This window comes from Blastococcus saxobsidens (genome assembly GCF_010682065.1).
Classification (GTDB): domain Bacteria; phylum Actinomycetota; class Actinomycetes; order Mycobacteriales; family Geodermatophilaceae; genus Blastococcus; species Blastococcus saxobsidens_B.
In genome coordinates this window covers 127,634-153,337 of record NZ_JAAGWG010000004.1, presented here as the reverse complement: position 1 = coordinate 153,337, position 25,704 = coordinate 127,634, and the positions used below count along the sequence as shown (strand labels likewise).

At 70.9% G+C, this 25,704-nt stretch carries 16 protein-coding genes, 2 tRNA genes and 1 pseudogene; 14 read left to right on the top strand and 5 right to left on the bottom strand.

What is annotated here, in order from left to right:
• Positions 1-9 precede the first annotated feature (9 nt).
• Positions 10-1,791, top strand: a complete 1,782-nt coding sequence (locus GCU60_RS03850; protein WP_345770372.1) for an ABC transporter ATP-binding protein — start codon at positions 10-12, stop codon at positions 1,789-1,791.
• 98 nt (positions 1,792-1,889) lie between these two features.
• On the opposite strand, the gene GCU60_RS03845 is transcribed toward GCU60_RS03850, so the two are convergent.
• Entirely contained in the window at positions 1,890-3,410 is a 1,521-nt protein-coding gene (locus GCU60_RS03845; RefSeq protein WP_163202382.1) for an SDR family oxidoreductase, read from the bottom strand.
• Between the two features lie 281 nt (positions 3,411-3,691).
• Between GCU60_RS03845 and gyrB the strand changes: the two genes are divergently transcribed.
• The 6 genes from gyrB (at position 3,692) to GCU60_RS03820 (ending at position 9,877) form a co-directional block, all read left to right on the top strand.
• Positions 3,692-5,725: a DNA topoisomerase (ATP-hydrolyzing) subunit B gene (gyrB, locus tag GCU60_RS03840; RefSeq protein WP_163202380.1), complete on the top strand. Its 2,034-nt coding sequence runs from the start codon at positions 3,692-3,694 to the stop codon at positions 5,723-5,725.
• Positions 5,726-5,852: 127 nt separating this feature from the next.
• On the top strand, positions 5,853-8,321 hold the full coding sequence (gyrA, locus tag GCU60_RS03835; RefSeq protein ID WP_163202378.1) for a DNA gyrase subunit A: 2,469 nt from the start codon (positions 5,853-5,855) through the stop codon (positions 8,319-8,321).
• A 104-nt stretch (positions 8,322-8,425) separates the two neighbouring features.
• A complete protein-coding gene (locus GCU60_RS03830) occupies positions 8,426-9,127 on the top strand; it encodes a DUF3566 domain-containing protein (RefSeq protein WP_163202376.1) in 702 nt (233 codons plus the stop codon).
• 354 nt (positions 9,128-9,481) lie between these two features.
• Positions 9,482-9,555, top strand: a tRNA-Ile gene (locus tag GCU60_RS03825).
• Between the two features lie 83 nt (positions 9,556-9,638).
• Positions 9,639-9,779, top strand: coding sequence for a DLW-39 family protein (locus GCU60_RS19785; protein ID WP_204261441.1), 141 nt, complete (start codon positions 9,639-9,641; stop codon positions 9,777-9,779).
• Positions 9,780-9,804: 25 nt separating this feature from the next.
• A tRNA-Ala gene (locus tag GCU60_RS03820) sits at positions 9,805-9,877 on the top strand.
• 205 nt (positions 9,878-10,082) lie between these two features.
• On the opposite strand, the pseudogene GCU60_RS03815 reads toward GCU60_RS03820, so the two are convergent.
• The 3 genes and pseudogenes from GCU60_RS03815 to mobF form a co-directional block, all read right to left on the bottom strand.
• Positions 10,083-11,030: pseudogene (locus GCU60_RS03815) on the bottom strand (tyrosine-type recombinase/integrase); the annotation flags it as partial.
• Positions 11,031-11,180: 150 nt separating this feature from the next.
• Positions 11,181-11,405, bottom strand: coding sequence for a helix-turn-helix transcriptional regulator (locus GCU60_RS03810; protein WP_163202374.1), 225 nt, complete (start codon positions 11,403-11,405; stop codon positions 11,181-11,183).
• A 161-nt stretch (positions 11,406-11,566) separates the two neighbouring features.
• Entirely contained in the window at positions 11,567-15,193 is a 3,627-nt protein-coding gene (gene mobF, locus GCU60_RS03805) for a MobF family relaxase (protein ID WP_163202372.1), read from the bottom strand.
• 1,923 nt (positions 15,194-17,116) lie between these two features.
• Between mobF and GCU60_RS03800 the strand changes: the two genes are divergently transcribed.
• Positions 17,117-18,763: a methyl-accepting chemotaxis protein gene (locus tag GCU60_RS03800; protein WP_163202370.1), complete on the top strand. Its 1,647-nt coding sequence runs from the start codon at positions 17,117-17,119 to the stop codon at positions 18,761-18,763.
• Between the two features lie 287 nt (positions 18,764-19,050).
• Here GCU60_RS03800 and GCU60_RS03795 read toward each other — a convergent pair whose 3' ends face one another.
• The gene (locus GCU60_RS03795) at positions 19,051-19,380 is read right to left on the bottom strand and encodes an Lsr2 dimerization domain-containing protein (protein WP_163202368.1); all 330 of its coding nucleotides are present in this window, start codon (positions 19,378-19,380) and stop codon (positions 19,051-19,053) included.
• Between the two features lie 362 nt (positions 19,381-19,742).
• Here GCU60_RS03795 and GCU60_RS03790 point away from each other — a divergent pair, with 362 nt between their 5' ends.
• The 6 genes from GCU60_RS03790 to GCU60_RS03765 all read left to right on the top strand — a co-directional run bounded on the left by GCU60_RS03790 (position 19,743) and on the right by GCU60_RS03765 (position 25,645).
• Positions 19,743-19,955, top strand: coding sequence for a hypothetical protein (locus GCU60_RS03790; RefSeq protein WP_163202502.1), 213 nt, complete (start codon positions 19,743-19,745; stop codon positions 19,953-19,955).
• 935 nt (positions 19,956-20,890) lie between these two features.
• Positions 20,891-22,633, top strand: coding sequence for an HsdM family class I SAM-dependent methyltransferase (locus tag GCU60_RS03785; protein ID WP_163202366.1), 1,743 nt, complete (start codon positions 20,891-20,893; stop codon positions 22,631-22,633).
• Positions 22,633-23,673, top strand: a complete 1,041-nt coding sequence (locus GCU60_RS03780; protein WP_163202364.1) for a hypothetical protein — start codon at positions 22,633-22,635, stop codon at positions 23,671-23,673. Before GCU60_RS03785 ends, GCU60_RS03780 begins: the two co-directional genes overlap by 1 nt.
• A 144-nt stretch (positions 23,674-23,817) precedes the next feature.
• On the top strand, positions 23,818-24,099 hold the full coding sequence (locus GCU60_RS03775; RefSeq protein WP_163202362.1) for a hypothetical protein: 282 nt from the start codon (positions 23,818-23,820) through the stop codon (positions 24,097-24,099).
• Between the two features lie 201 nt (positions 24,100-24,300).
• Positions 24,301-24,549 carry a hypothetical protein gene (locus tag GCU60_RS03770; protein WP_163202360.1) on the top strand — a complete coding sequence of 83 codons (249 nt, stop codon included), beginning with the start codon at positions 24,301-24,303 and terminating at the stop codon, positions 24,547-24,549.
• A 562-nt stretch (positions 24,550-25,111) separates the two neighbouring features.
• Positions 25,112-25,645, top strand: coding sequence for a peptidylprolyl isomerase (locus GCU60_RS03765; RefSeq protein WP_163202358.1), 534 nt, complete (start codon positions 25,112-25,114; stop codon positions 25,643-25,645).
• Positions 25,646-25,704 lie beyond the last annotated feature (59 nt).

Sequence of the window (25,704 nt, the reverse complement as noted above, 5' to 3'; positions counted from 1 at the left end):
CGGCCGACGGTGACCGACGAGGGACCCGCCGCAGCTCCCGCTGCCGGCGTGAAGGACCTGCTGCCCCTGCTGCGTCCGCACCGCCGGCCCCTGCTGGCGGCCGGTGCCCTGTCGCTGGTGGCCGCGGCCGCCGCTCTCGCCCAGCCGGCGCTGGTGTCGGCGACGATCCGCGCGGTCGGCGCCGGGGATCCGCTGCTCCCGGTGGTGCTCGCCCTGGTGGCGGTGCTCCTGGCGTCGGCCGGACTGGGCGCGGTGCAGCAGTTCCTGCTGCAGCGGACCGCCGAGGGGGTCGTGCTCACGACCCGCCGCACGGTGGCCGACCGGCTGCTCCGGCTGGAGATCGCGGAGTACGACCGGCGCCGCAGCGGCGACCTGATCTCCCGGGTCGGGGCCGACACCACCCTGCTGCGGGCCACGGTCACCTCGGGCGTCGTCGAGATCGCCGGCTCCACGGTGGTCGCCGTCGGCGCGCTCGTGGCGATGGCGCTCGTCGACGGCTGGCTGCTGCTGGTCACCGTCGGTGCCGTGGGCGTCGGGCTGGCGGTGGTGGTGACGGTCTCGCGCGGGGTGCGCCGTGCCTCCCAGGAGGCGCAGGCGGCGGTGGGCGCGATGACCGCGACCGTCGAACGGGCGCTGTCGGCGGTGCGCACCATCCGGGCCAGCGGTGCCACGGCCCGCGAGGTCGGCGTCGTGGGCGAGGCCGCGGGCGAGGCCTACGCGGCCGGCGTGCGGGTGGCGCGACTGCAGGCGCTCGTCGCCCCGGCCGGTCAGGTGGCCGTGCAGGGCGCGTTCCTCGCCGTCCTGGGGCTGGGCGGCTACCGGGTGGCGACCGGCTCGATCGCCGTCGCCGACCTCGTCGCGTTCATCCTGTACCTGTTCCTGCTGGTCATGCCGCTGGGCCAGGCCATCGGTGCGTGGACGCAGCTGCAGACCGGGCTGGGCGCGCTCGCCCGGCTGCGGGAGATCCTCGACCTCGCGCCGGAGGCCGACGACCGGCCAGAACGGGGCGGTGCCCTCGCCCGGTCCCGCGACGTCCCGCGGGCACCGCAGCCCGGCGACCCGACCCCGCTGCTCGCCCTCGAGGACGTCTCCTTCGCCTACCCGGACGGGACGCAGGTGCTGCGCGAGGTGTCGATGACCGTGCCGGCCGGGGCGCGGGTGGCGCTGGTCGGGCCCTCCGGAGCGGGGAAGTCGACGGTCCTCGCCCTGGTCGAGGGCTTCTACCCGCTGTCCGGCGGGTGCATCCGGTGGGCCGGGACCGACGTCCGGGAGCTGCCGCGGGCCGCGCTCCGGGCCCGGCTCGGCTACGTCGAGCAGGAGGCGCCGGTCCTGGCGGGGTCGGTCCGGGAGAACCTGCTGCTCGCCGCACCGGGCAGCACGGACGACGAGTTGTGGGCGGTGCTGGCCGACGTCGGGCTGACCGGCGTCGTCCGGCGCTCGCCCCGGGGGCTGGACGTCTCGGTCGGTGACGAGGGCGTGCTGCTGTCCGGGGGAGAGCGGCAGCGGCTGGCCATCGCGCGGTCGCTGCTCGCCCGCCCGGCGCTGCTGCTCCTGGACGAACCGACCGCCAGCCTGGACGCCCGCAACGAGGGGCTGCTGCGGGACACCCTGGCCGCGGCCTCGGCCGACCGGGCGCTCCTGGTCGTCGCCCACCGGTTGTCCACGGTCCGCGACAGCGATCAGATCGTGGTGCTCGACGGGGGCCGGGTGGTCGGGCGCGGCACGCACGACGAGCTGCTGGAGACCAGCGACCTGTACCGGGAGCTGGCGGCCGCGCAGCTGCTCGTCTGAAAGGGGACCCCCTTGCCCCCCACCACTCGCAGGCTCGCGGCGGGGCCCTGCAAGGGGGCCGTTCCAGCACGTCGCCGGTTCGGCGGCGGGCGCAGGAGTCAGTTCGCGGCGCGGTCCTCGGCGGCCCGGACGAGTCCCCGCAGCATCCCGCCGAAGACGAACCCGTGGAACGCGGCCACCGCCCACCAGTAGGCATGCCCGGCGAGTCCGCGCGGCGCGAAGGTGGCCCGCTGCCGCAGGACGCTGCCACCGTCCGCCTCGGCGCCGTGTTCCACGTGGAACTCCAGCCAGGCCAGGCCCGGCACCCGCATCTCGGCGCGCAGCCGCAGCAGCCGGCCGTCCTCCCGCTCCTCGACCCGCCAGAAGTCCAGCGCGTCCCCGACGTACAACCGGTCGGGGTCGCGGCGCCCGCGGCGCAGTCCGACCCCGCCGACCGCGCGGTCCAGCCAGCCGCGCACCCGCCAGGCCAGCGGCCACGAGTACCACCCGCGCTCGCCGCCGATCCCCTCGACCACGCGCCACAGGGCGTCGGCGGGGGCGGCGCAGGCGCGCTCCCGGTCGTCGACGTAGAGGCTGCCGCCGGCCCAGTCCGGATCGGTGGGCAGCGGGTCCGAGGGCGCGCCGGGTACCGACGCCGACGCCCATCGGGTGGTGACGGCGGAGTCGCGGACGCGCTGCACCGCCAGCCGGACGGCGTCGTCGAACCCCAGCAGGCCGCCCGGCGGATCGGGCACGTGCTCGGCGATGTCGTGCTCGGCGCAGACCACCGTGTTCCGCAGCGACTCCACCAGCGGCCGGGCGATGCCCGCCGGCACCGGCGTGATCAGGCCGACCCAGTGGCTGGACAGCGACGGGCTGAACAGCGGCACGGGGAGGATGCGGCGCCGTGGCAGGTCGGCGACGCGTGCGTACCGCTGCATCATCTCCGCGTAGTTCATGACGTCGGGGCCGCCGATGTCGAAGCACCGGTGCACGTCGGCGGGCAGCTGAGCGCAGGCGACGAGGTAGCGGAGCACGTCCCGGACGGCGATCGGCTGGATCCGGCTGTGCACCCAGCGCGGCGTGACCATCACCGGCAGCCGCTCGGTGAGGTGGCGCAGCATCTCGAAGGACGCCGACCCGGAGCCGAGGACGACGGCGGCGCGCAGCACCACGGTCGGGACGCCGGAGTCCAGCAGGACGGCGGCCACCTCAGCGCGGGAGCGCAGGTGCGGGGAGAGCTCCTCGTCGTCCGGCTCCAGCCCGCCGAGGTGGACCAGCCGACGCACCCCGGCACCGCGGACGGCGTCCGCCATGACGCGGGCGGTGCGCCGGTCGGTCTCCTCGAACGACGGCCCGGTGCCGAGGGCGTGGATCAGGTAGTAGACGACGTCGACACCCCGGCAGGCCTCGGCGACCGCGTCGGGGTCGCCCGCGTCGGCGCGGGCGATCTCGACGTCGCCGGCCCAGGGGTGGTCCCGCAGCCGCTCCGGGGACCGGCTCATCACGCGCACCCGGTGGCCGGCCGCCAGCAGTTCCGGCACCAGCCGCCCGCCGACGTAGCCGGTCGCGCCGGTGACCAGGCAGGTGAGCGCGCTGCCGGCTGAAGGGTCGGTCGGACCTGCTTCGGGGAGGGCCATGACCCGAGTCTGCGCGGCAGCGGTCACCGGCGTCCGCCGCTGCGAGCCGCCACGGGCCCGGCAGCGGCGTGGCGGGCCGGGTACCAACTCCCATGGTGCGGAAGGTGTCGAAAGTGGCGCAGACACCCCCTCAGGGCGTGGACGGCGCAATTCCTGTCGTACCGCGCGGTATCGTGGTGGGTGGAAACCGTCAGCAACCGGCTGAGCGCCCTTCTGCGCCGTCCACCCCTGTCCGACCGAAGGGGTGCGAGGTCGCCGGTTGCTCGAGAGGAAGGCCCCACGTGGTCGCAGCACCCCTGACCGAGAACGCCTACTCCGGCAGCTCCATCACCGTCCTCGAGGGTCTCGAGGCGGTGCGGAAGCGCCCGGGTATGTACATCGGGTCGACGGGCGAGCGCGGCCTGCACCACATGGTGTGGGAGGTCGTCGACAACTCCGTGGACGAGGCGCTGGCCGGTCATGCCGACACCGTGCACGTCACGCTGCTGGCCGACGGCGGCGTCCGGGTCGAGGACAACGGCCGTGGCATCCCGGTCGACGAGCACCCCGTGGAGAAGCGCCCCACGGTCGAGGTGATCATGACCGTCCTGCACGCGGGCGGGAAGTTCGACGGCAAGAGCTACGGGGTCTCCGGCGGTCTGCACGGCGTCGGTGTCACCGTCGTCAACGCCCTGTCCACGCGCCTGGACGTCAACGTCTGGCGGGACGGGACGGAGTGGAAGCAGAGCTACGCCTACGCCAAGCCGGGCCCGCTGGAGGAGGTCGGCCCCACCAAGAAGCGCGGCACCGCGATCACCTTCTGGGCCGACGGCGACATCTTCGAGACGACCCGCTACTCGTTCGACACGATCAACCGGCGCCTGCAGGAGATGGCCTTCCTCAACAAGGGGCTGACCATCACGCTGCGGGACGAGCGCCCGGGGCACAGCAAGGCCGAGTCCGGTCTGTCCGACGAGGTCACCCTGGCCGAGGCCGCCCCGCAGGCCGGCTCCGAGGACGAGGCCTTCGAGCCGACCGAGATCACCTACAAGTACGACGCCGGCCTGATCGACTACGTCGCGCACATCAACGCGAAGAAGTCGCCGATCCACAAGTCGGTCGTCAGCTTCGCCGCCGAGGGCACCGGCAAGAACGACATGGCCATGTCGATCGACGTCGCCATGCAGTGGTCCGAGGCCTACTCGGAGTCGGTCTACACCTTCGCGAACATCATCAACACGCACGAGGGCGGCACGCACGAGGAGGGCTTCCGTGCGGCGCTGACCTCGATCGTGAACCGGTACGCCGAGGAGAAGAAGCTCTTCAAGGGCAAGGACGAGAAGCTCACCGGCGAGGACATCCGCGAGGGCCTGGCCGCGATCGTCTCGGTCAAGCTCGGTGACCCGCAGTTCGAGGGGCAGACGAAGACCAAGCTCGGCAACACCGAGGTCAAGGGCTTCGTCCAGAGGGTCTGCAACGAGCAGATCGGCCACTGGTTCGAGGCCAACCCGGCCGAGGCCAAGATGATCATCAACAAGGCCTCGTCCGCGGCCCGGGCCCGGCGTGCGGCGCAGGACGCCCGCAAGCTGGCCCGCAAGAGCCTGCTCAGCAACAACTCGCTGCCCGGCAAGCTGGCCGACTGCCGCTCCACCGACCCGCGCGCCTCGGAGATCTACATCGTCGAGGGCGACTCGGCCGGTGGCTCGGCGAAGTCCGGCCGCGACTCGATGTTCCAGGCGATCCTCCCCATCCGCGGGAAGATCATCAACGTCGAGAAGGCGCGCATCGACCGGGTCCTCAAGAACAACGAGGTCCAGTCGATGATCACCGCGTTCGGCACCGGCATCCACGACGAGTTCGACCTGTCGAAGCTGCGCTATCACAAGATCATCCTGATGGCCGACGCCGACGTCGACGGCCAGCACATCCGGACCCTGCTGCTGACCCTGCTGTTCCGCTTCATGCGGCCGCTGGTCGAGGCCGGGCACGTCTACCTCGCCCAGCCCCCGCTGTACAAGATCAAGTGGGGCGGCAAGCACGCCGACGACTACGTCTACACCGACCGCGAGAAGGACGCCGTGCTCAAGGCGGCCGCCGAGTCCGGCCGGAAGGTCAAGGACGACGCGATCCAGCGGTTCAAGGGTCTCGGCGAGATGAACGCCAAGGAGCTCTGGGAGACCACGATGGACCCGGAGACGCGCATCCTGCTGCAGGTCACCCTCGAGGACGCCGCCACCGCCGACGAGCTGTTCAGCGTGCTCATGGGCGAGGACGTCGAGGCACGCCGCAGCTTCATCACCCGCAACGCGCGCGACGTCCGGTTCCTGGATGTGTAGGAGCCTCGACGTCTGACCCGGCGCCGTCGGGCGGCCGGCCGGTGAACACCTTCCGGCGGCCGCTCGACGGCCCGGTTGACCTGCGACTTTGTCCACCTCTGTGCACCGACCTGTGGAGATCTGAACCGTGACGGAGACCCCACCCCGCGACCGCGTCGAACCGGTCGACCTCCAGCAGGAGATGCAGCGCAGCTACATCGACTACGCCATGTCGGTCATCGTCGGCCGCGCGCTGCCCGAGGTCCGCGACGGCCTCAAGCCGGTCCACCGCCGCGTCCTGTACGCGATGTACGACCAGGGCTTCCGCCCCGACCGCAGCTACGTCAAGTGCGCCCGCGTCGTCGGTGAGGTGATGGGTAACTACCACCCGCACGGCGACACCTCGATCTACGACGCCCTCGTGCGGCTGGCCCAGCCGTGGGCGATGCGCTACCCGCTCATCGACGGGCAGGGCAACTTCGGCTCACCGGGCAACGACCCGGCCGCGGCCATGCGGTACACCGAGGCCCGGCTCACGCCGCTGGCCATGGAGATGCTCCGGGACATCGACGAGGAGACCGTCGACTTCCAGCCCAACTACGACGGCAAGAACCAGGAGCCCCTGGTCCTGCCGGGGCGCATCCCGAACCTGCTGATCAACGGCTCCGCCGGCATCGCGGTCGGCATGGCCACGAACATGCCGCCGCACAACCTGCGCGAGGTCGCCGAGGCCGTCTTCTGGACCCTCGACCACCCCGATGCGGAGCCCGAGGAAGCCCTGACCGCCTGCATGGAGCGGGTCAAGGGCCCGGACTTCCCGACCCACGGCCTGATCGTCGGGCGCGAGGGCATCGAGGACGCCTACCGGACCGGGCGCGGCTCGGTGCGCATGCGCGCCGTCGTCACCGTCGAGGAGGACGCCCGCGGCCGGGTGCAGCTGGTCTGCACCGAGCTGCCGTACCAGGTGAACCCCGACAACCTGGCCGAGTCGATCGCCGAGTCGATCAAGGAAGGCCGGATCCAGGGCATCAGCGAGATCGCCGACGAGTCCAGCGACCGCGTCGGCCGCCGGCTGGTCTTCACGCTGCGCCGCGACGCCGTCGCCAAGGTCGTGCTGAACAACCTCTACAAGCACACCCAGCTGCAGACCACGTTCGGCTGCAACATGCTCTCCATCGTCGACGGCGTCCCGCGGACGCTGCGCCTGGACGAGCTGGTGCGCGAGTACGTCAACCACCAGATCGACGTCATCCAGCGGCGCACCCGCTACCGGCTGCGCAAGGCCGAGGAGCGCGCACACATCCTGCGCGGCTGGGCCAAGGCCCTCGACCAGCTCGACGCCGTCATCGCGCTCATCCGCAGCAGCCCCTCGGCCGACGAGGCTCGAACCGGGCTGATGGAGCTGCTCGACGTCGACGAGATCCAGGCGATCTCGATCCTGGATCTGCAGCTGCGCCGTCTGGCCGCCCTCGAGCGCCAGCGGATCATGGACGAGCTGGCCGAGATCGAGGCCCGCATCGCCGACCTGCAGGCGATCCTGAACTCTCCCGAGCGCCAGCGGCAGATCATCAAGGACGAGCTCGCCGAGATCGTCGAGAAGTACGGCGACGACCGCCGCACGCAGTTCGTCGCGAACGACGGCGACGTGTCGATGGAGGACCTCATCGCGGAGGAGGAGGTCGTCGTCACCATCACCCGCACCGGGTACGCCAAGCGGACGAAGAGCGACCTCTACCGCTCGCAGCGCCGCGGCGGCAAGGGCGTGATGGGTGCCGCGCTCAAGCAGGACGACATCGTCGACCACTTCTTCGTGGGCTCCACCCACGACTGGATCCTGTTCTTCACGAACAAGGGCCGGGTGTACCGCGCCAAGGCCTACGAGCTCCCCGAGGCCAACCGCACCGCCCGCGGCGCGCACGTGGCGAACATCCTGGCCTTCCAGGGCGACGAGAAGATCGCCCAGGTCATGCAGATCAAGGACTACTCGGTCGCGCCGTACCTGGTCCTGGCCACCGCCAAGGGCCAGGTGAAGAAGACCCGGCTGACCGACTTCGACTCCCCCCGCACCGGTGGCGTCATCGCCGTCAACCTGCGGGACGGCGACGAGCTCGTGGGTGCCGCGCTGATCGACCCGGAGCAGGACCTCCTGCTGGTCACCCGCAAGGCGATGTCCATCCGGTTCAAGGCCGACGACGCCGCGCTGCGGCCGATGGGCCGGGCGACCGAGGGCGTGCGGGGCATCGCCCTGAGCTCCGACGACCGGCTGCTGTCGATGATGGTGGTCCAGGAGGGCGTCGACGTCCTGGTGGCCACCGAGCGCGGGTTCGCCAAGCGCACCGGCATCGAGAACTACCCGAACCAGGGTCGCGGCGGCAAGGGCGTGCTCACCGCCGACCCGAAGGCACGCAAGGGTGCGCTCGTCGGCGCCCTCGCGGTGACCCTCGGCGACGAGCTGTACGCGATCACCTCCGGTGGCGGCGTGATCCGGACGCCGGTCAACGGGGTGCGGCACAACAAGGATCGCGCGACCATGGGTGTCAAGCTCATGAACTTGCCTGAGGACGTGTCGATCGTGGCGATCGCGCGTACGACGGACAACGACGAGCCGGCGGCCTAGGGTGAGCAGCTAGTCACGGAAGCGTCCGTGTCCTGCGGCGGCCCCGGTCGCCGCAGGACCGACACCGAGAGAGCGGCTCCGCCGCTGGGGAACGGGAGACTGGCATGAGCGACCGGACGCACAGTTCGGTGCGCACCGACTCCCGGGCAGGGGACGGCCCGGCCGCGTCGGGCACGCCCGGCACCGGGCCGGACGCCTCGACGACGCAGTCGATCACCCCGACCGGCTCGCAGCGCGCGCAGGGCCCGGGCACCGGATCGGTCCCGGTGGTGCCTCAGCCGCTGGTGGACCCCCCGACCGGCCCCACGCCGTCGTCCGCCTCCTCGTCCACCCCGCCGGTCCCCGCGCCGAGCGGACCGGCCACGGGCGCCGGCCCCGTTCCCGACGCCACCGCGGCGGCCACGGCTCCCCCGCGTGCCGCCGCGAAGCAGACCGGTCGCGGGCCCCGTCGCGCGCGGCTCCAGCTGCGGCACATCGACACCTGGTCGGCGCTGAAGATCTCGCTGGTGCTGTCCATCTCGCTGTTCTTCGTCTGGATGGTCGCCGTCGGCGTGATGTACCTGGTGCTCAACGGCCTCGGGGTCTTCGACACCATCAACGGGCTGGTCGGCCAGTTCGGCGACGCGTCGGAGTCGGGCGGCGGCAGCGAGGTCGTCACGCCGGGCATCTTCTTCTGGGGCGCGGCGATCATCGGCGCCATCAACGTGGTCCTGCTGACGGCGCTGTGCACCGTGGCGACGTTCATGTACAACCTCTGCTCCGACCTGGTCGGCGGGCTCGAGCTCACCCTCTCCGAGCGGGACTAGGCCGGCCGCGGTCCACCGGACCGCAGCGCGCCACCACGGACCGAAGGGGCCCAGCGTGCGGGCGCCAGTCCTGGTGGGCGTGTGCCCGTGCGGGGGCGTTCGGGTAGTCGCGTGCGCCCGAAGCGGCGGGCGCCGGCGTCGCCCGGTGCCGCTCGACCGCGTGGCCGGTGGGCCCCTGGTGCGGGGGAGCAGGGCTCCGGCGGCGCTCCCCGGGCGCCTGGTTCCCCGCACGAGGCGCCCGCCACCGGCGCCAGCGTCGTTCCGTCGCCCCGGCCCGCCGTCGCCGCCCACCGGCGCCTGCCCGACCCCCTGCCGGAGCGGGTGCAGGGGTCAGGTACGCTTTTCGAGGTTCACGGGCCTGTAGCTCAGGCGGTTAGAGCGCATCCCTGATAAGGATGAGGCCGGAGGTTCAAGTCCTCCCAGGCCCACCCGTGTGCCGGAGCCCACTGGTTCCGCGCATCTCCGGTCGTCGCCTCCGCGGCGGGCGAAGCTGCTCGAGGAGGTTCTCCGCGTGCTGAAGAAGCTGGCGCTCGCGGCCGTCGCGGCCGGTGCCCTCGCCGCCGTCCGCAAGCGTTCCGCCGGCAAGGGCGAGGCGGATCTGTGGCACGAGGCCACCAGCGGTCCGGAGGCCGTCAGCCGGCCCACCCGGTGATCTCCCGGCCCGCGAGGGCCACCCCGGGGACGTAGCTCAATTGGCAGAGCACCGCCTTTGCAAGGCGGGGGTTAGGGGTTCGATTCCCCTCGTCTCCACTCCTCTGACCTGGGGATTCACCTCCGCGGGAGGCTCCGGAGAGCCCTCCGAAGGGGGCTTAGTCCGCAAAAAGTCCGCAACTCGTCCGAGGGATGAGGCCCGCAGGGCGTCCAGCCGGTCGGCCACGTCGTCCAGGTCGTCGTCGAACAGGTCGGCGTAGCGGTCCAGGGTCATGGCCGCCGAGGCGTGCCCGAGCATCCGCTGCACCGCCTTGACGTTGGCGCCGGCCTTGATCGCCAGCGAGGCTGCGGTGTGCCGGAGTTCGTGCGGCGTGAGCCCGGGCTCCCCGATGGCCCGGGCCGCGGCGTCGAACCAGGCGGACCGGGCGTTCCGGTTGCGCAGCACCGCGCCCTGCGGCGAGGGGAAGGCCAGCTCGTCGGCAGGGCGGGTCACCACCGTGCGGGCCAGTTCGTCGACGAGGAACCGCGGCAGTGGCACCGAGCGGCGGCCGTGGGTCTTCGGCGTGCCCCAGACCAGGCGGGAGCCGTCGACCTCGGTGACCGCCTCCTCGACGAGCACCCGCCCGCGGAGCAGGTCGAAGTGCCGCACACGCAGCGCGGCCAGCTCCGACCAGCGCAGCCCGCAGTAGCCGAGCACCAGCACCGCCACCCGGCCGGGCCCGGCGGCCTCGGCGAGCGCCTCCAGCTGCTCGGCTGTCAAGTACCGGCGGCGCTTCTCCCGCATCGGGGGCAGGGCGACACCGAGTGCGGGGTTAACCGCCAGGCGCCGGTCGCGCACCGCGAGCCCAAGGATGCCGGACAGGACGCCCTGCGCCTTGCGGACCGAGGCCCCGGCCAGCCCCCGGTCGGAGAGCTCGGACAGCCAGGCCTGCACGTCGCCGTGCGTCACCCGGATCAGCGCGACGTTCCCCCAGCGCGGCAGGACGTGGGTCTTGAGGACGTCGGCGTAGCGGGCCCGGCTGGTGGGCTTGAGGTTGATCTTCCCGGCGAGCCAGACGGGTGCCAACTCGCCCACGGTCGTCCTGGCCCGCTTGGGGTCGACGTAGGTGCCCGTCTGAACGGCCGCGGTGACCTCGTCGAGCCATCGCTGGGCGTCGACCTTGCGCTTGAAGTGGCGGGCGTGTTCCTTGCCGTTCTCGTCGCGGTACCGCGGCCGGTACGTGCCATCAGGCCGCCGTGCGATCGACGCCATCTCGATCACCTGCCTCTCTGCAAGCGCTGGCCGCCGTAGCGTGGGGCTGCACGACGCGATCACCCCGGTGGTCAGCCTGCCGTCGGCTCCCTGCTCCTCCGGCGGGGCCAGCGCGATCTGTGGAAGGCGGTGCGCCGTGCCTCGAGCCGATCACAGACGCGCGGCCGGGACAGGCGCGACCTTGCCGTGCTGATCGTCAATCCAGCTGCGGAGGTCATCGTGGCGGTAGAGGACGCGGCGGCCGAGGCGGAAGCTGCGCGGCCCGGTGCCCAGATGTCGCCAGTACCGGAGGGTGGCGACGGGAGCGCGGAGGAGTTCGGCGGCTTCGGTGATGGTGAGCAGTTCGGGCTCGCGGCGGGCGGTCTGATCGGACATGGCTGGCTCCGGTGGGCTCGGGTGGGCTGTGCTCCTTCACTGGAGAAGGCGCCATTTGGGTGCGATTGGTGACAGCCGACCACTGATTGCTTCCGAAATTCTCCGGTTCTCCTCCTGTTGCATGTGTCCGGGCCCGGGACGGCCCATGGGGGCGGCCCTGCTCATCGACCGATGCCCGGCGCCGCGCCTCCACGGGCGAGGGACGGTCCGAGGCGCTCGGGCTTGGGGTGGGGGACGTTCGGTACCGGGGCGGCCGACCGCGGGCGCCTGGATTCGCGATGGTCGGTGCCTGTCGAGCGCCGTGTGCGCCAGTCCTTGCGGTCGCGAGTGAGCTGCTCCACTGGCTGGGCAAGGATGGCCGGTTCGGCGGTGAGGGTCGCGATGCGCGCGCGTGTGGCGGTGAGCTCCTGGCGGGTGGCGGCGATGTCACGCTGGAGGTCAGTGAGGCGGCCGGCCGGGTCGGTGGTCCAGGCCACGGGACCGAAGGAGTCGAGCCGCTCGTCGCGGCGGCGGCCGGCCTCGGCGACGGCGTGCCGGGCCTGCTCGTGCGCGTGCCGGGCGGCGTCGGCAGCTGCGCAGAGCTGTGCGTGTTCGGGATGGGACTGTTCGGCGGTCCGGCGGGCGGAGGCGTCGAGCGACCTCCACAGGGTGGGGCGGTCGTCGAACCAGCCGGCGACCGGGGAGAGGTCCTCCGGGTCGGTAGGCAGGGAGGGCAGGTGGGGCCGCCAGCGGTCGGCCCAGCCGGTGAGCTGCTCGCAGGCCCGGGCCACTGCGCCCCGTCGGAGGCCGAACCGACCGGAGCCGTTGAGCACCACCCGCGCGGCTCGGCGGGCGGCGTCGCGTTCGCCGTCCCAGCGCGCGAGGAGGGTGTCGCGGACCTGCTCCGCGTGGGCGGCGACAGCCGCCCCGCTCTCCCCGGCCCGGCGGCTCGCCCGCGCCGCGGCGAGCGCCGTCTGATCCCGGGCGGCTTCGAGGTTCGCGAGTTCGCCGACGTGGGGGGCTTCGAGCGCGATGACGTTGCGCAGTGTGTCGCGCTCCGGCTCCCACAACGCGAGCCGGTCCAGGCAGCGCTGCTCGGCCGTCCACCCCGCGCGCAGCTCGGTCAGCACCTCTTCCAGAGGACGGGACGGGGCGTAGCGGGCGGCCTCGGCGGCGGCTTCCTCGGCGGCGTGCGCGGGCCCGAGGTCGGCGCGGTCACGGCCGAAGACGGCGACCCACTGCTCCCTCGCCTCGTCCGCGTCGGCGGCGATGAGGTGGGCGGTGTCCGCCTCGCGTCCGCGGGTCATTCCAACGTAGGCCGACCCGGCCCCGGTGTGCTCCCCGATCACCAGGTGTGCGGCGGCGACGGTCTCACCCTGCACACCGTGCGCGGTGCTCGCGTAGGCCAGCTCCACGTTCGAGGTGACGTAGTCGGAGGGCAGCACCCGCGCCCCTTGCGGGGCCGGGGTGACACCGTCGGGAACGTCCCCGGTGCCAGGCCGGGCCGGGGTGACATATAGCGCGCCGCTTCGGTCGACGGCGGTGACGGTCCAGGTGTCGCGGTTGGCCACGCCCAGGTCGTGGTCGTTGCGGCGGGTGGCGATCCGGTCCCCAGCGCCGATCCTCTGCCCGGCGCCGGTGACGGCGATGCGCTGGTCGTCGACCCGGCCGTCGGCGACCCGTCGTTCCCGGATGGCGGCGTTGAGCTCGGCGGCCTGCTCGCGAGTGTCCACCACCACCGCCACGGGTTCGCCGCGGCGGTGGTGCTCGGCGGCGGCCGCCGCGATCGCCTCCCGCAGCGCGGCCGCGTCGGGGTGCAGCAGGATCTGCCCGCGCGCCAGGAGCGCGTCGAACACCACGGCGGGGTCGGTGCCGGTACGCATGGCCAGGGTCAGGTCCGCGTACTCGATGTCGGGCACCGGCGCGCCGGTGGTGCCGGTGCGGGTGAAGCGGTGCACCGCCTCCAGGGTCAGGTGCCCCGCCGGGTCGGCGGCGTCGGCGGCGAGGTCGAGAACTCCGCCGCGGCCGACCGCAGCCAGCTGGTGGCGGTCGCCGAGCAGCACCACCCGCGCCCGGGACTCGTCGGCGACGGTGAGTAGGGCGCGGGCGGTGTCCTGGTCCAGCATGCCGGCCTCGTCGATCACCAGCAGGTCTCCCGGCCGTAGCCGCGCTTGCTCGGCCGGGCCGGCGTAGACCCGGCCGGTGACCGGGTCGGTCTGCCCGGGCGCGAGCCGGGTCCAGGCGCCGTCGTCGTTCCACCGCCAGCCGTGCTGGTAGGCCAGCCATGCCGCCGACCCGGCCGCCGAACCCACCTCCGCGGCGGCGACCTTGGCGGCCTTCAGCGTCGGGGTCACCACCACCAGTTGACGTCCCTGCTGGCCGAGCACGTCGCGGACCGCGGCCAGGGTGGTGGTCTTGCCGGCGCCGGCCGCGCCCTCCACCACGGCCAGCGGCCGGTCACCGGCCAGCACGGCGACCACCGCGGCCTGTCCCGGGTCCAGCCTCGCGCCGCCGGCCGCGAGGTCGAGGGGCGATGTCAGCTCCGGGTCCGATCGGCCGGTCGCGGCGCGGGCAGCGAGCCGGGCGGTCAGGTCGGCCTCGACCTCGAGCACCGGCTGCGACGTCCAGGCCCGGATGTGCTCCGGTATCCCGTCGCGATCCAGCAGCGACACGCAGCGGTCCATCGCGCGGGCGGTGACGTCCTCTGCCAGCTCGACGCGCACCGCAGCCGCGACCACCACACCGGCGGCGGCGATCAGCCGCTCCACCTCGCCGCGGACGTCGGCGGCGTTCCACGCCGACCGGGCGGCGGCCAGCCTGGTGAGGACCACTTCTGCCGCGCAGTCGCGGTCGAGCGCGCCGATCGGGGTGGGGGCCAGGTCAACGGGACCTTCGGGGTCGCGGCAACCCAGGTCGTGCAGCCCCCTCCGCCAGCGCTCCTCCACGTTCGCACCGGGCTGCGGGGTGACCTTGTCCGGGCGGCCGTCGGCCCAGGCGCGGGCGTCCCACGCCCGCCGCAACGCCGGGCCGGGTTGTTCACCGGGGTGCGCGGCCGTCCATTCGGCTTCGTAGCGGTCCACATTCCGGGCGATCTGCGCGTGCCGGGCGCTGAACGGGCCGACATAGTCGGCGAGCTCCAGTATTTCTCCAGTCGCGTCCTTCGTGTAGCCGTGCGCGGCGAATGCGGCGTTCAATTCCGGATCACACGCCATCGCCGCATGCCCGATCCCGTTGATCGCCCCGAGCGAGTCCCGGATGCCGACGGTGTGCAGGCCCCGCCATTTCCCGGCCGCGAACACGCGGGAGAGCAGCTGCAGGTGCAGATGCCAGTGCGGATCCTCCGCCCGGGAGGTGTAGTGCCGCACCGTGGCCGCCTCCAGCGCCTGTAGCGGCACCTGCACCTGCCCGCCGCGCGGACCGACCCGCGTGGTGGCGTGCTGGGAGAGCCAGCCGACGATCTGCCCGGCCGCGCGGTCCTGCGCCGCCTCGTACGCGGCGGCGATGTCCGGGTGCAGCGCGGCGGCCAGCGACCACGTCTTCGGGCCGTTGACCACCACCTCCACGAACCGCACCGCCCGCGCGTCGTCGCGCAGCTGCCCCCGCGGCTGGTCGGTGTCCGGGTCGCGGCCGGCGACCCAGGTCTCGTAGCCGTCGCCGGTCAGCGAGACCAGTTCGGTCACGCGCCCGTCGGTGGCGGTGAAGCGGCGGGCGAACCCGGTGCCCTCGGTGAGGTAGTAGTCATCGGCGCGACCCCGGTCGGCCTCCACATAGGCGCGGGCGGCGGCCGGGTCGCCGACGTACACCTTCATTCCCCCGTGCATTTTCAACGCCACCCAATAATGGCCAACAGGTCACCCCTAGAAACGGCAATGGGCCCCGCGAAGCGGGGCCCGAACTACCCGCAAGGGTAGCATGCGTGCCGTCGTTTGGCGAAGGCCTGGGCTTGCCCGAGAATAACTGGAGCGATGGGCGTACAGACACCACGAGAGTTACGTCTTTGGTTGTATACGACGATTGTCGACTGAGCGCAGAGCACCCTCTTCCGAGCTGCAGGTGCGGATGACAATCAGCTCCGGGTGCCCCGACTCGCGCTACCGGCCACCTGCGACCCGTCGGCGCGGATGTCGAGCGGCCAGCCGGACGAGGCTGGGACCGACTCCCGGGGCGTCTGATTGTCCTCCCCAGGTTCTATCGGTCGACGCAACGCCTTCTTCGAAGCCGGTCATCGGTGCATGCGCGACGGAATTCCGCTGCTGGCATCCGGTTGCTGGCTGCGGTAAATGGGGCGGGGTCTCAAACCGTCCGCCCGCGCCGCCGGCATCGACAAGGACACCGGCTACCGGTGATTGCTGGAGGCGTTCGTCGCGCTGCGCGACGACGGCCTCAGCGTCGAGCAGGCGGTCGGCCGATCTGGGTTCCGCCTCGTAGCTGACGCTCGAGTGGGATCGACAGGTTGGCGACTCCGGTCGTGGGCCCGTGTGGCGGCGCGCGGCATAGTGCGGAAGGGAGTAACTAGCCGACCGTCGACACGGGAGGGGGCCTCGGCGGCCAGCAACCCCGCGGCGACAAGGTGATCGAGCTGATGGTGCACGGCAGCCAGTGCGACGCCCAGAGTGAGCGAGAGGTAGCGGGGGGTGCGGGCGCGGGCGGTACACGCGCGCAGGACCATTTCGGTCAGCGGGTCGGTCAGGTCAGGCTGGACCAGACTCTTGGGGGTCGGCGGCATGGGGTCTCCTGTGTGGCGGCAGGGCGATGGGCGCCGCGCGGAGCTGGGCCCGGCTGGCCTATCCCGAGTCGGCGGTCGCCGTCCAGTAGCTGGCCGAGACTAGCTCGCCGACACCGTGCTACCCGGGATCGCCGCGAAGCGGCTCAGCTGTTGCCCGGCGAGCAGGTCCATGGCAAATGCGGCTAGCCGATGCGTACAAAGACGCGCAAGAGGATCGTCACAGCCGTCAGCGTCGGCTCAGTAGACAGCTGCGCGTCGCTAAGTTTGGACAGCATGGTCATGGCCTCGCGGACGGCCGACTCGGGGTCCGCAGCGGGCATGACCGCGGGGGCGGGCAAGCCTACTGCTTGCCGGAGCAGGTCTGCCGCCCGACGGCAGTCCTCCGCGACCGGGGCAGGTATTCGGTCCCGATCCGAGCCGACCGCCTCGAGTAGCGAGGCTGCCTCCCCAAGAAGTCGACGGGCATCGCAGCTGTCGTCACCTGTCATGGGAGCGCCCCCGCGTCGAGTAAAGGGACACTGCGGCCGGGAGCACGGTACGCCGTACACCCCCGTTTGCAGCCGCAATGTCCCACGATGCCACGTGCGGGGGCAGTGCAGAGGCTTGCTTTGCGCCGTCGGAACAGGCGAATCGAGCAAGCTTATTTGACATGGGAGGCCGTCTCGTTGAGCGATGACCTTGCGGTGCGGTGCGGTGGCCAGCAGCGACGCTGTGGTCTCATCGTACTCTCGTCGATCGTCCTTGGTCTCATGTCGGCGACCGTTGTTGGCGCCATGTCGACACGGTAGGAATGGTGACCAACCTTCCTGACAACAACTTAGTAAAGCAGTCGGGAAACGTGTTTGGCCGCGCCGTTGCCGACATGAGGCGGACGTATGGTCCGGCACGTCGAATCCCCGATATTCAAACGGGTTCGACCGCGAGTGCACTGGGCCGCAAAGCGAACCGTGGACTCGTGTGCCCGCTTCGATCCCGCTCATTGCGGCCCGCGCCTGGAGATAGCCCGATGTCACAATCAGAACGTCTGCCTGAAAACCCCGCCTCGGGCACAGGTAACCGCCGTCGTGCCTGGTGGGGCGACCGCGGCGTCAAGGTCAAGGTCCTCGTCTCGGTCAGCGTTGCTGCCCTGGTGGCTGTCGCGGTCGGGGTTCTCGGCATTCAGAGCCTTGGGACAGCGGCCGCCCGGACGCAGTCCATGCTGGAGCACAACGTCCATGGGATCAGCAACGTCGCCGCGATGCGCGGTGCCGTGAAGGACACTCGCGCCGCCATTCGGGACGTCCTGCTGACCGTGGACCCGGTACAGGCTCGGCAGAACCAGGACGGACTGGCCGACATCGAGGCGAAGTTCCGGTCGGCCCTCGACGCCTACCTGGCGGACGGCCCCAACCCGGCCAACGCCGAGCTGGCCGCGGAGGCCGAGACGACGTACACCCAATTCCTTCAGGTGGCGAACACCACCCTCGCCCCGCTCGCCCTGGCCGACGACTACCAGGGATGGATCGCGGCCAACACGCAGGAGGCCCGTCCCCTCAGCAGCCAGGTCGAGGAGACCTTGAACGAGCTGATCACCGCGGAGCAGGCGGCCGCCGAGGATGCGGCGCAGGCCGCCCAGGACGATGCCGCTGCCCAGCGGGTCGTCGCGATCGTCCTGCTTGTCGTCGGCATCTCCCTCGCTGCAGGCCTCGGGCTCTTCGTCGCCAGCGGCATCGCACGGGGCGTCCGCAAGGTGCAGTCCGTGACGACGGCCCTGGCCGCCGGCGACCTGACCGCCACCAGCGGGCTGACCACGCACGACGAGCTGGGCCGGATGGGAGCCTCCCTCGACGAGGCCGTGGCCAAGCTGCGCGACCTGATGGCCACGGTGGTGTCCTCCGCCGATGCGGTGGCGGCGAGCTCGGAGGAGCTCAGCGCCTCGTCGGCGCAGATCTCGGCCGGTGCCGAGGAGACCAGCGCCCAGTCCGGTGTCGTCTCGTCGGCCGCGGAGGAGGTCAGCCGGAACGTGCAGACCGTCGCGGCCGGTGCCGAGCAGATGAACGCCAGCATCCGGGAGATCGCCAGCAACGCTGCCGAGGCCAGCGACGTGGCCACCAAGGCCGTGACCGCGGCCGAGACGACGACGGCCACGGTCGCCAAGCTGGGTGAGTCCTCGGCGGAGATCGGCAACGTCGTGAAGGTGATCACGAGCATCGCCGAGCAGACCAACCTGCTGGCCCTGAACGCCACCATCGAGGCCGCCCGTGCCGGTGAGGCGGGCAAGGGTTTCGCCGTCGTCGCGAACGAGGTGAAGGAGCTGGCACAGGAGACGGCGAAGGCGACCGAGGACATCGCGCGGCGGGTGCTGGCGATCCAGGGCGACACCGGCGCTGCCGTGAGCGCGATCGAGGAGATCAGCTCGATCGTGGCGCAGATCTCCGACCGGCAGACCACCATCGCCAGTGCGGTGGAGGAGCAGACGGCGACGACCAACGAGATGTCCCGCTCGGTGCAGGAGGCCGCCAGCGGCTCGACGCAGATCGCGGAGAACATCACCGGGGTCTCGACGGCGGCGGAGTCGACCACCCAGGCGCTGACCCAGACCCGTACGGCGGTCGACGAGCTGTCCCGGATGGCGACCGACCTGCGCACCACCGTCGGGAGGTTCACCTACTGATCCCCTGCTGGTGGGGCCGGCTCAGGCCGGCCCCGCCGGCAAGGCAGACCCCAGGGTCACAGCGATCTACAAGTGCACGGCGCGGGGCCAGGGGAGCAGAGCTGCAGAACGACTGGGGAGCGCCGCAGCCAGGATGGTCCCCTCGCCGGGCTCGTTTGGACGTAGCGGAACCGCTTGCGACCCCCCGACGTCCGTCGAACTCTCGAGGACAGCTGCCTCGCCGGACGTGTGACGTCGCGGCTCGCTGGTCTGGGCGAGGGCCAGTCCGGTCGCTTACGCGATTTTCGTCAATGGGCCGCTTCGTAGGCCTCCACAACCGCAATCGGAATACGGCCACGCCCGGAGACGTCATGCCCGTTCTGCCGCGCCCACGAGCGAATGGCCGCCGTGTGGTGACGGGTCGGGCGCCCGCGGCGGCCGATGGCCGGCTGGCGGCCCACCTTCCGGCCGGCCTGAATGTACGGCTTGAACGCCGCGCGCAGGGCGTCTGCGTTTGCCTGGTTGAGGTCAATCTCGTACGACGCGCCGTCAAGGGCGAAGTGGACCGTCTCTCCTCCGTCCGGCAGCAAGTCGCCGGTCAAATCGTCCACGAACACAATCTGCGTCGTCGTTGCCACGCTCGACTCCTCCAGTCACTTCTTCGCACCGTGGGCCGGTGCCCGTCTCGACCGGAGATGAGTAAACCGGAATCAAGTGCGGGCTCAGAGACGGCGCGGCGGCACAGCCGAAACGGTGCCCCACGGCCGTGCTCAGTCCGCAACCAAGGTAGCTGGCTAGAGTTGACCGGCGCGTCCGTTTCGGCCCTACGGACGTGCACTTCGCCCTTCTTGTGGGCTGGCGTTCGCCGACGACCGCATGCCCTGAAGGTGTGACGGCGTAGGCGCCCCGAACCGTCGCGAGGTTTCCGTCGGGGGCATCCTGTAGGCACGTGGTTGTGGACGTCATTGTGGATGGAGGTGTGGATGGAGGAGGGGTGACGATGTCGATCGCAGAGAGCAGCGCGTCGGTCGAGGTCAGTGAGCTCACCCCGGAGGAAGCCCGCGCGGCCTTTGACCAAATCGCGCACGCCGCGATGGACATGAGCGGCGAGGAGTTCCTCGCCGCCTTCGACGAGGGCACGTTCGGCGACGTCGATCCCGATGACCATCCGGGGTTGCTCGACGTGCTCATGGCGCTGCCCCTCGTACGCTGACGCCTCGTGCCGGGAGCTTCGCCGTATCAAGCGGTCGAGGCGTTCCTGGCCCCCCTCGAACGAGTCGTGGCCTGCCTCGCTCCGGCAAGATCGTCGTCTCATCTGGCGGTCGCGCGATGACGGACAAGACGCACCTATGGAGGCTTAACGGCGGAGATGGCCTCGTTCTGCGTGGCGACGCGGCAGGCTGCCGGTTCCTTGCATCCATGCACTACCGGATCATTCCGACCGACCCGGAGAAGTACAAAGTCACCCGGGGGCGCTGGCGGGTCACCACTCGGCCTACCTGTATGAATTCCGGACTCCAGACGGCGCGAAGCTGTGGCGATGCACTGGCATCCGGCCGCCAGGAGCCACGCCACCTTCCCGCACCTCCATCTCTACACCGTCCGCGGACGCCCGTCGCGTCTTCGGCTGATGTCGATGGTCCGAGACCTCACCGGGGAACTCGTACAAGAACTGTCAGTGTTCCCCGTCAAGCTCCCTACCGAGGCCACCACCGTGGGGCCTCGGTAGGGAGGACTCATGTCCAAGGTCGGCAACTACTACTCGATCAACCCCTCGGACCCGGACGTCTATCACGACCAGAGCAACTGCCCGTCCGGTCAGCAGATCCCGCCGGCGAACCGTCGATCGGGTACGAACGGCTACCCGAAGTGCAAGCACTGTCGAGACATGTAATCAGGTCCGAACTCGACACGCGCTGACTCCGACAGATGTGGTCTCGGCGGACCGGCGGCGCACGCCGCCTCCTCGGTAACGGCCGCTCGGCAACGCGATGGAGGCCTACGGTTCAGGCACCGTGGGCCTCCATCGTTTCGGTTTGCAACCCCCCGCTGCGCGTGTTGCCGGTGAGGTTGTCCCGCCACCCCGCTGACCTTGGCGTTCTTCCCCGGTCGCCGATTCTGTGAGCCTCATAGGCAAGACTGCATCCCGTGGTGCTCCGGTCGGCTTCTGCAGATCTTGATACAGCGTCCCTCAGGAAGGCTCGAGGCGCCTTCTTCACCCCGGAACCCCTCGCTCGCTACATCACTGACTGGGCGGTCCGCTCCGTCGAGGACCGGATCCTCGAGCCCTCGTGTGGCGAGGCTGCATTCCTCCTCGCCGCAGTCGATCGCCTGGCCGCCCTTGAGGCCGCCAGCACCGGACGGACGCTGCTACCCCACCTCGACGGCGTCGAACTGCACGAGGACTCCGCCCAAGCAGCACGGGAGCTGCTGACCGCGGCTGGCGTGGAGGCGACCGTCACCGTCGGCGACTTCTTCGGGGTTGAGCCGGGGCAGCAGTACGACGCGGTCATCGGAAATCCGCCTTACGTCCGCTACCAGGACTTCTCCGGCGAGAGCCGGGCACGGTCTCGCGCGGCGGCGCTCCGCGGCGGTGTGTCTTTGACCGGCTTGGCGTCGTCATGGGCCGCTTTCACCGTGCATGCGGCACAGTTCTTGAAGCCGGGCGGCCGCCTCGGCTTGGTCCTGCCGGCCGAGCTCTTGACGGTGAACTATGCCGCTGGAGTGCGCACCTTCCTGCTGCAGAACTTCGAGCACGTCGATCTCGTTGCCTTCGACGAGCGCGTCTTTCCCGGGGTACTCGAGGAGGTCGTTCTGCTCCTGGCCGACGGCTACGCCAACGGCCCCACCGATCACTTCCGGCTGTACCAAGCGAAGAACGCCGATGACCTGGTGAACACGACGACGCCAAGGCTATGGCGGCCGATCCCGCCCGCCGGCAAGTGGACTGCCAGCCTGCTGACCAGCGAGACCCTCGGCGCCTATTCCGGGCTGCTGGCGAGTGAGTCCTTCGCGCTGCTGGAGACGTGGGGTGACACCACGCTCGGCATGGTCACGGGGAACAACAAGTACTTCGCCTTGAGCCCAGCGCGCGTCGCCCAGCTCGGCTTGTCCAAGTCAGACCTGCTGCGGTTGTCGCCTCCCGGCTCGCGGCACCTGCGAGGCCTGAGCCTCACCACCGCGGCGCTCACTGAGCTCGGAGACGCTGGCGCAGCAGTCTGGTTGTTCCGACCGGCTGGCGAGCCGTCTGCGGCGGCGGGGGCGTACATCGACGAGGGCGAGGCGCGAGAGGTCGATCAGGCCTACAAGTGCCGGGTGCGAAAGCCGTGGTGGCGCACGCCGCTGGTGAAGCCGGCCGATCTGCTGCTGACCTACATGAACGCCGATACGCCGCGACTGTCCGCGAACAAGGCCCGGGCGCACCATCTCAACTCGGTGCACGGCGTCTACCTGAAACCGGAGCACCGGGCGCTGGGCAGCGATCTGCTGCCGGTGGCGTCCTTGAACTCCATGACGCTGCTCGGCGCAGAAATGGTTGGCCGCGCCTACGGCGGCGGGATGCTCAAGCTGGAACCCAAGGAAGCCGACCTGTTGCCCGTGCCGTCGCCCGCCCTAACCGCAGCCGCCGAGACGGCCCTACGGAGACTCCGGCCGCAGTTGGTCCGCCTCCTGGCGAGCGGTCAAGTCGTGTCGGCGGCCCGCGCGGTCGATGAGGTGCTTCTCGTTGGTGAACTCGGGCTACCAGAGGCTGAGGTGAAGGCGCTGCGCCAAGGACACGAGGAGCTGACGGCCCGACGCGTCGCGAGAGGTGGTGCTCCGCGTGATCATCGCCGTCGAGAAGGCGGCACAATCGGCGGAAGCGCGGGCAATAACAAGCTGCGGCGTCCCTGATGGCCGTTGAACGCAGTCTCAAGGCCGAGGCCTGGACCCTGTTCGACCGGATCGTTGAGCGGGAGACCGGCGGGGAGCTGCAGGACTACAGCAACCCATGGAACCGCGAGTCCGAAGACGGGCCTGTCCGCTACAACCCCGACTACGACGTCCTCCAGCAACTGCTGGGTGTGCCGCTACTGCTGCAAGCGGCCTCGCAGTCCGGTGTGCCGGCCTTGGCCCTTGACGTCTGGACTGCCTACGAGCTGCGCCGAGCCGGCTTCGAGCCTGATCTGGTGTGGCCCCGGGCCAGTCCACCACGAATCCTGCCGTCGACGCTGGTGGCGCTACGGCGGGAAGCAACTCGTGAACAGCTGCGCGTGCTCGATGCCATGCTGCAGTCCGGTAAGACGTACAGCAACGAGACCGGAGCGAACGCCAACATCCTCGGCAAGAACTACGTCAAGCAGGTCGACGTCGTCATGTCCGCCTGGAACACCGGTCCCGAAGTCATGATCTCGACCAAGCGGATGGACTCGTCGTTCGGCAAGAATGCCGCCAACCGTGTCGAAGAGAGCTACGGCGACGCCAAGAACCTGCGCAGCCGGCACCCGCAAGCGGCACTTGGTTTTCTCTACAGCCTGCGCTCGACGGCGCTGACGCCGCAGTTCGCCGACATTGCCGCCTGGATCATCGACCTTCTCGGCAAGCTCGGCCGCGAGGACGACGCTTACGATGCCGTCTGCCTCGTCATCCCTGACTGGTCGGACGAATTGCCGTCCCCGCCGGGCGGCGACGAGGACGACGAAGACCCTCTTGTCTCAGCTGGTGTACAACCCAGCGCCGCCGCTGAGGAGGAGCCGCTGCCGCTCCCGCTGCCCGAAGATGAGCTGGATCAACGGCTCCGGGACCTCCCGCATGTCGGGCTACGTCGCGACGCCGTACCGCCGAACCTCTCGCCAGAGGTCTTCTTCCCTACGATCGTCAACCGGGTGCTCGACAACAGCCCCGTGAACTTCCACGGCGAGGCGCGGCTGCGCCGGGAGCAGGCTTCTGCCTAGTGCCGCAAGTCGTTGCGCAAAGGTGAGGGGACTCGGCCAGACGCCCGACCGAAGGCTGCGTGACCGTCAGTGCCCGCGCCTACCGTTCCAGCCGTGCCTCGACCCGAACCCCTCCCTGACCAGTGGTACAGCCGGGACCTTCTCGTGCTCCGCGAGATAGCCACCGTGCTCTCGTCCGGCCCGGACGCCCGCGTCGACGTGGACCACCTGGCCGAGAAGTTCGGCCTGGACCAGCGAACGGCCTCGGCCGTGACCGGGACGCTCCGGGACGCGGGCTTCATGGCGGCGCTCGATCAGGCCATCGGGCGGGCACCGGAGGGGCCGCAGAAGACGTGCCTGCAGAAGATCCGGGACGGCTTCCTCAGCGCCGGGCGGGACCTCATCGTCGACGTCGCCGGCGGCGTTCTCACCGGCCAGATTGCGTGACCGCACGAGTGCTGGCCGCGCTGTTCGGGGCGCAGCGGCGGGCGCGATCCTGAGTCCGGTCTTCGGCCTGCTGACCGGATGGCTCGATGGCCGCCATGAGCACCGGCGCGGGCTGCTCGACCGCCGGCTCGAGCGCCGAGCTGACGTGGCGGCGAGCACGCTAGAGCGATTCTGTCGGTGGTCGGCCCTACCGTCCGCGGCATGGAGCAGTGGGAACACCTTAAGTTCGTCGTGCAACGCGCCGGTGGGGCGCGCCAGTTCGTCATCGAGCCCTCGGTGCCTGACGTCCAGCTGCCCGAGGCGAGCGACTACAACGTGCTGAAGGTGCTGAACGACCTCGGTGGCCTCGGCTGGCAGCTCGTCGCCATCGACACGGCGAACGACACGTACTGGATGAAGCGTCGTGTGCCCGAGTCCGACGGCGTGCCGCACATCAGCTTTGGGGTCTGAGCGTCGGACCGGCAGCCCCCAAGGGGACGCGCCGCCGGAGGCCTTCCGTCCCACTCCTCCGCTTCCCCATAACCCGCCCACCTCCGACTGCAGCGCCGGGGGAAGGGTGGGCCGGAGGCCCATCCCGCAGGGACGCGCAGCGCCCTTCCGGCGGCCGGTGCAGTCGGAGACACTCCGGGGGTGATGGGGGCGGGTGCAGTCTCGTGTCGCCTGATCTCGTCTGCGGCCGAGGGGTCAGGCGGAGCGCCCGCGGCGACCATTCTGGTGTGTCCCAGTCCGCACACAGTCCGCAGATAGTCCGCAAAACGGCCAGAATCGGCCAACGACAGCCGCGAGCGACCATCCGGAAAAGCGCTGGTCAAGTGGGGCTTTCAGTCACAGCCCACTGCGCCAAACCACCCCCCGGTCGATTTTGCAAGGCGGGGGTTAGGGGTTCGATTCCCCTCGTCTCCACGTACGGCAGGGTCGCAGGACCGCTGAGGATCCACGTGGAACACCCGCCGGCGCCGGCAACTCCCGGCCCCGCGCGACCCGCTCCCGCCGTCGGTGGGAGAGTGGAGCCGTGACTGAATCGACTCCCGCCCGCCGCGCGGTCCTGCACACCAACCACGGCGACATCACCGTGGACCTTTTCCCCGACCACGCGCCGAAGACCGTCGCCAACTTCGCCGACCTCGCCGAGGGCCTCCGCGAGTGGACGCACCCGGCCACCCGCGAGAAGACCACCGCCAAGCTCTACGACGGCACGGTCTTCCACCGGATCATCTCCGGCTTCATGATCCAGGGCGGTGACCCGCTGGGTCAGGGCATCGGCGGCCCGGGCTACCAGTTCGGCGACGAGATCCACCCCGACCTGGCCTTCACCAAGCCCTACCTGCTCGCCATGGCCAACGCCGGCCCGGGCACCAACGGCTCCCAGTTCTTCATCACCGTCGCCCCCACCGCCTGGCTGACCGGCAAGCACACCATCTTCGGTGAGGTCGCCGACCAGGAGGGCCGCGACGTCGTCGACCGCATCGCCGCGGTGCAGACCGGCCGCAACGACCGCCCCGCCCAGGACGTCGTCATCGAGTCCGTCGAGGTGCAGCGCAGCTGAGCACGGGTGCTGACGGCGGGGGCGCCGGCGAGCAGCCGGTGCCCCCGCCGCCCTCGTGC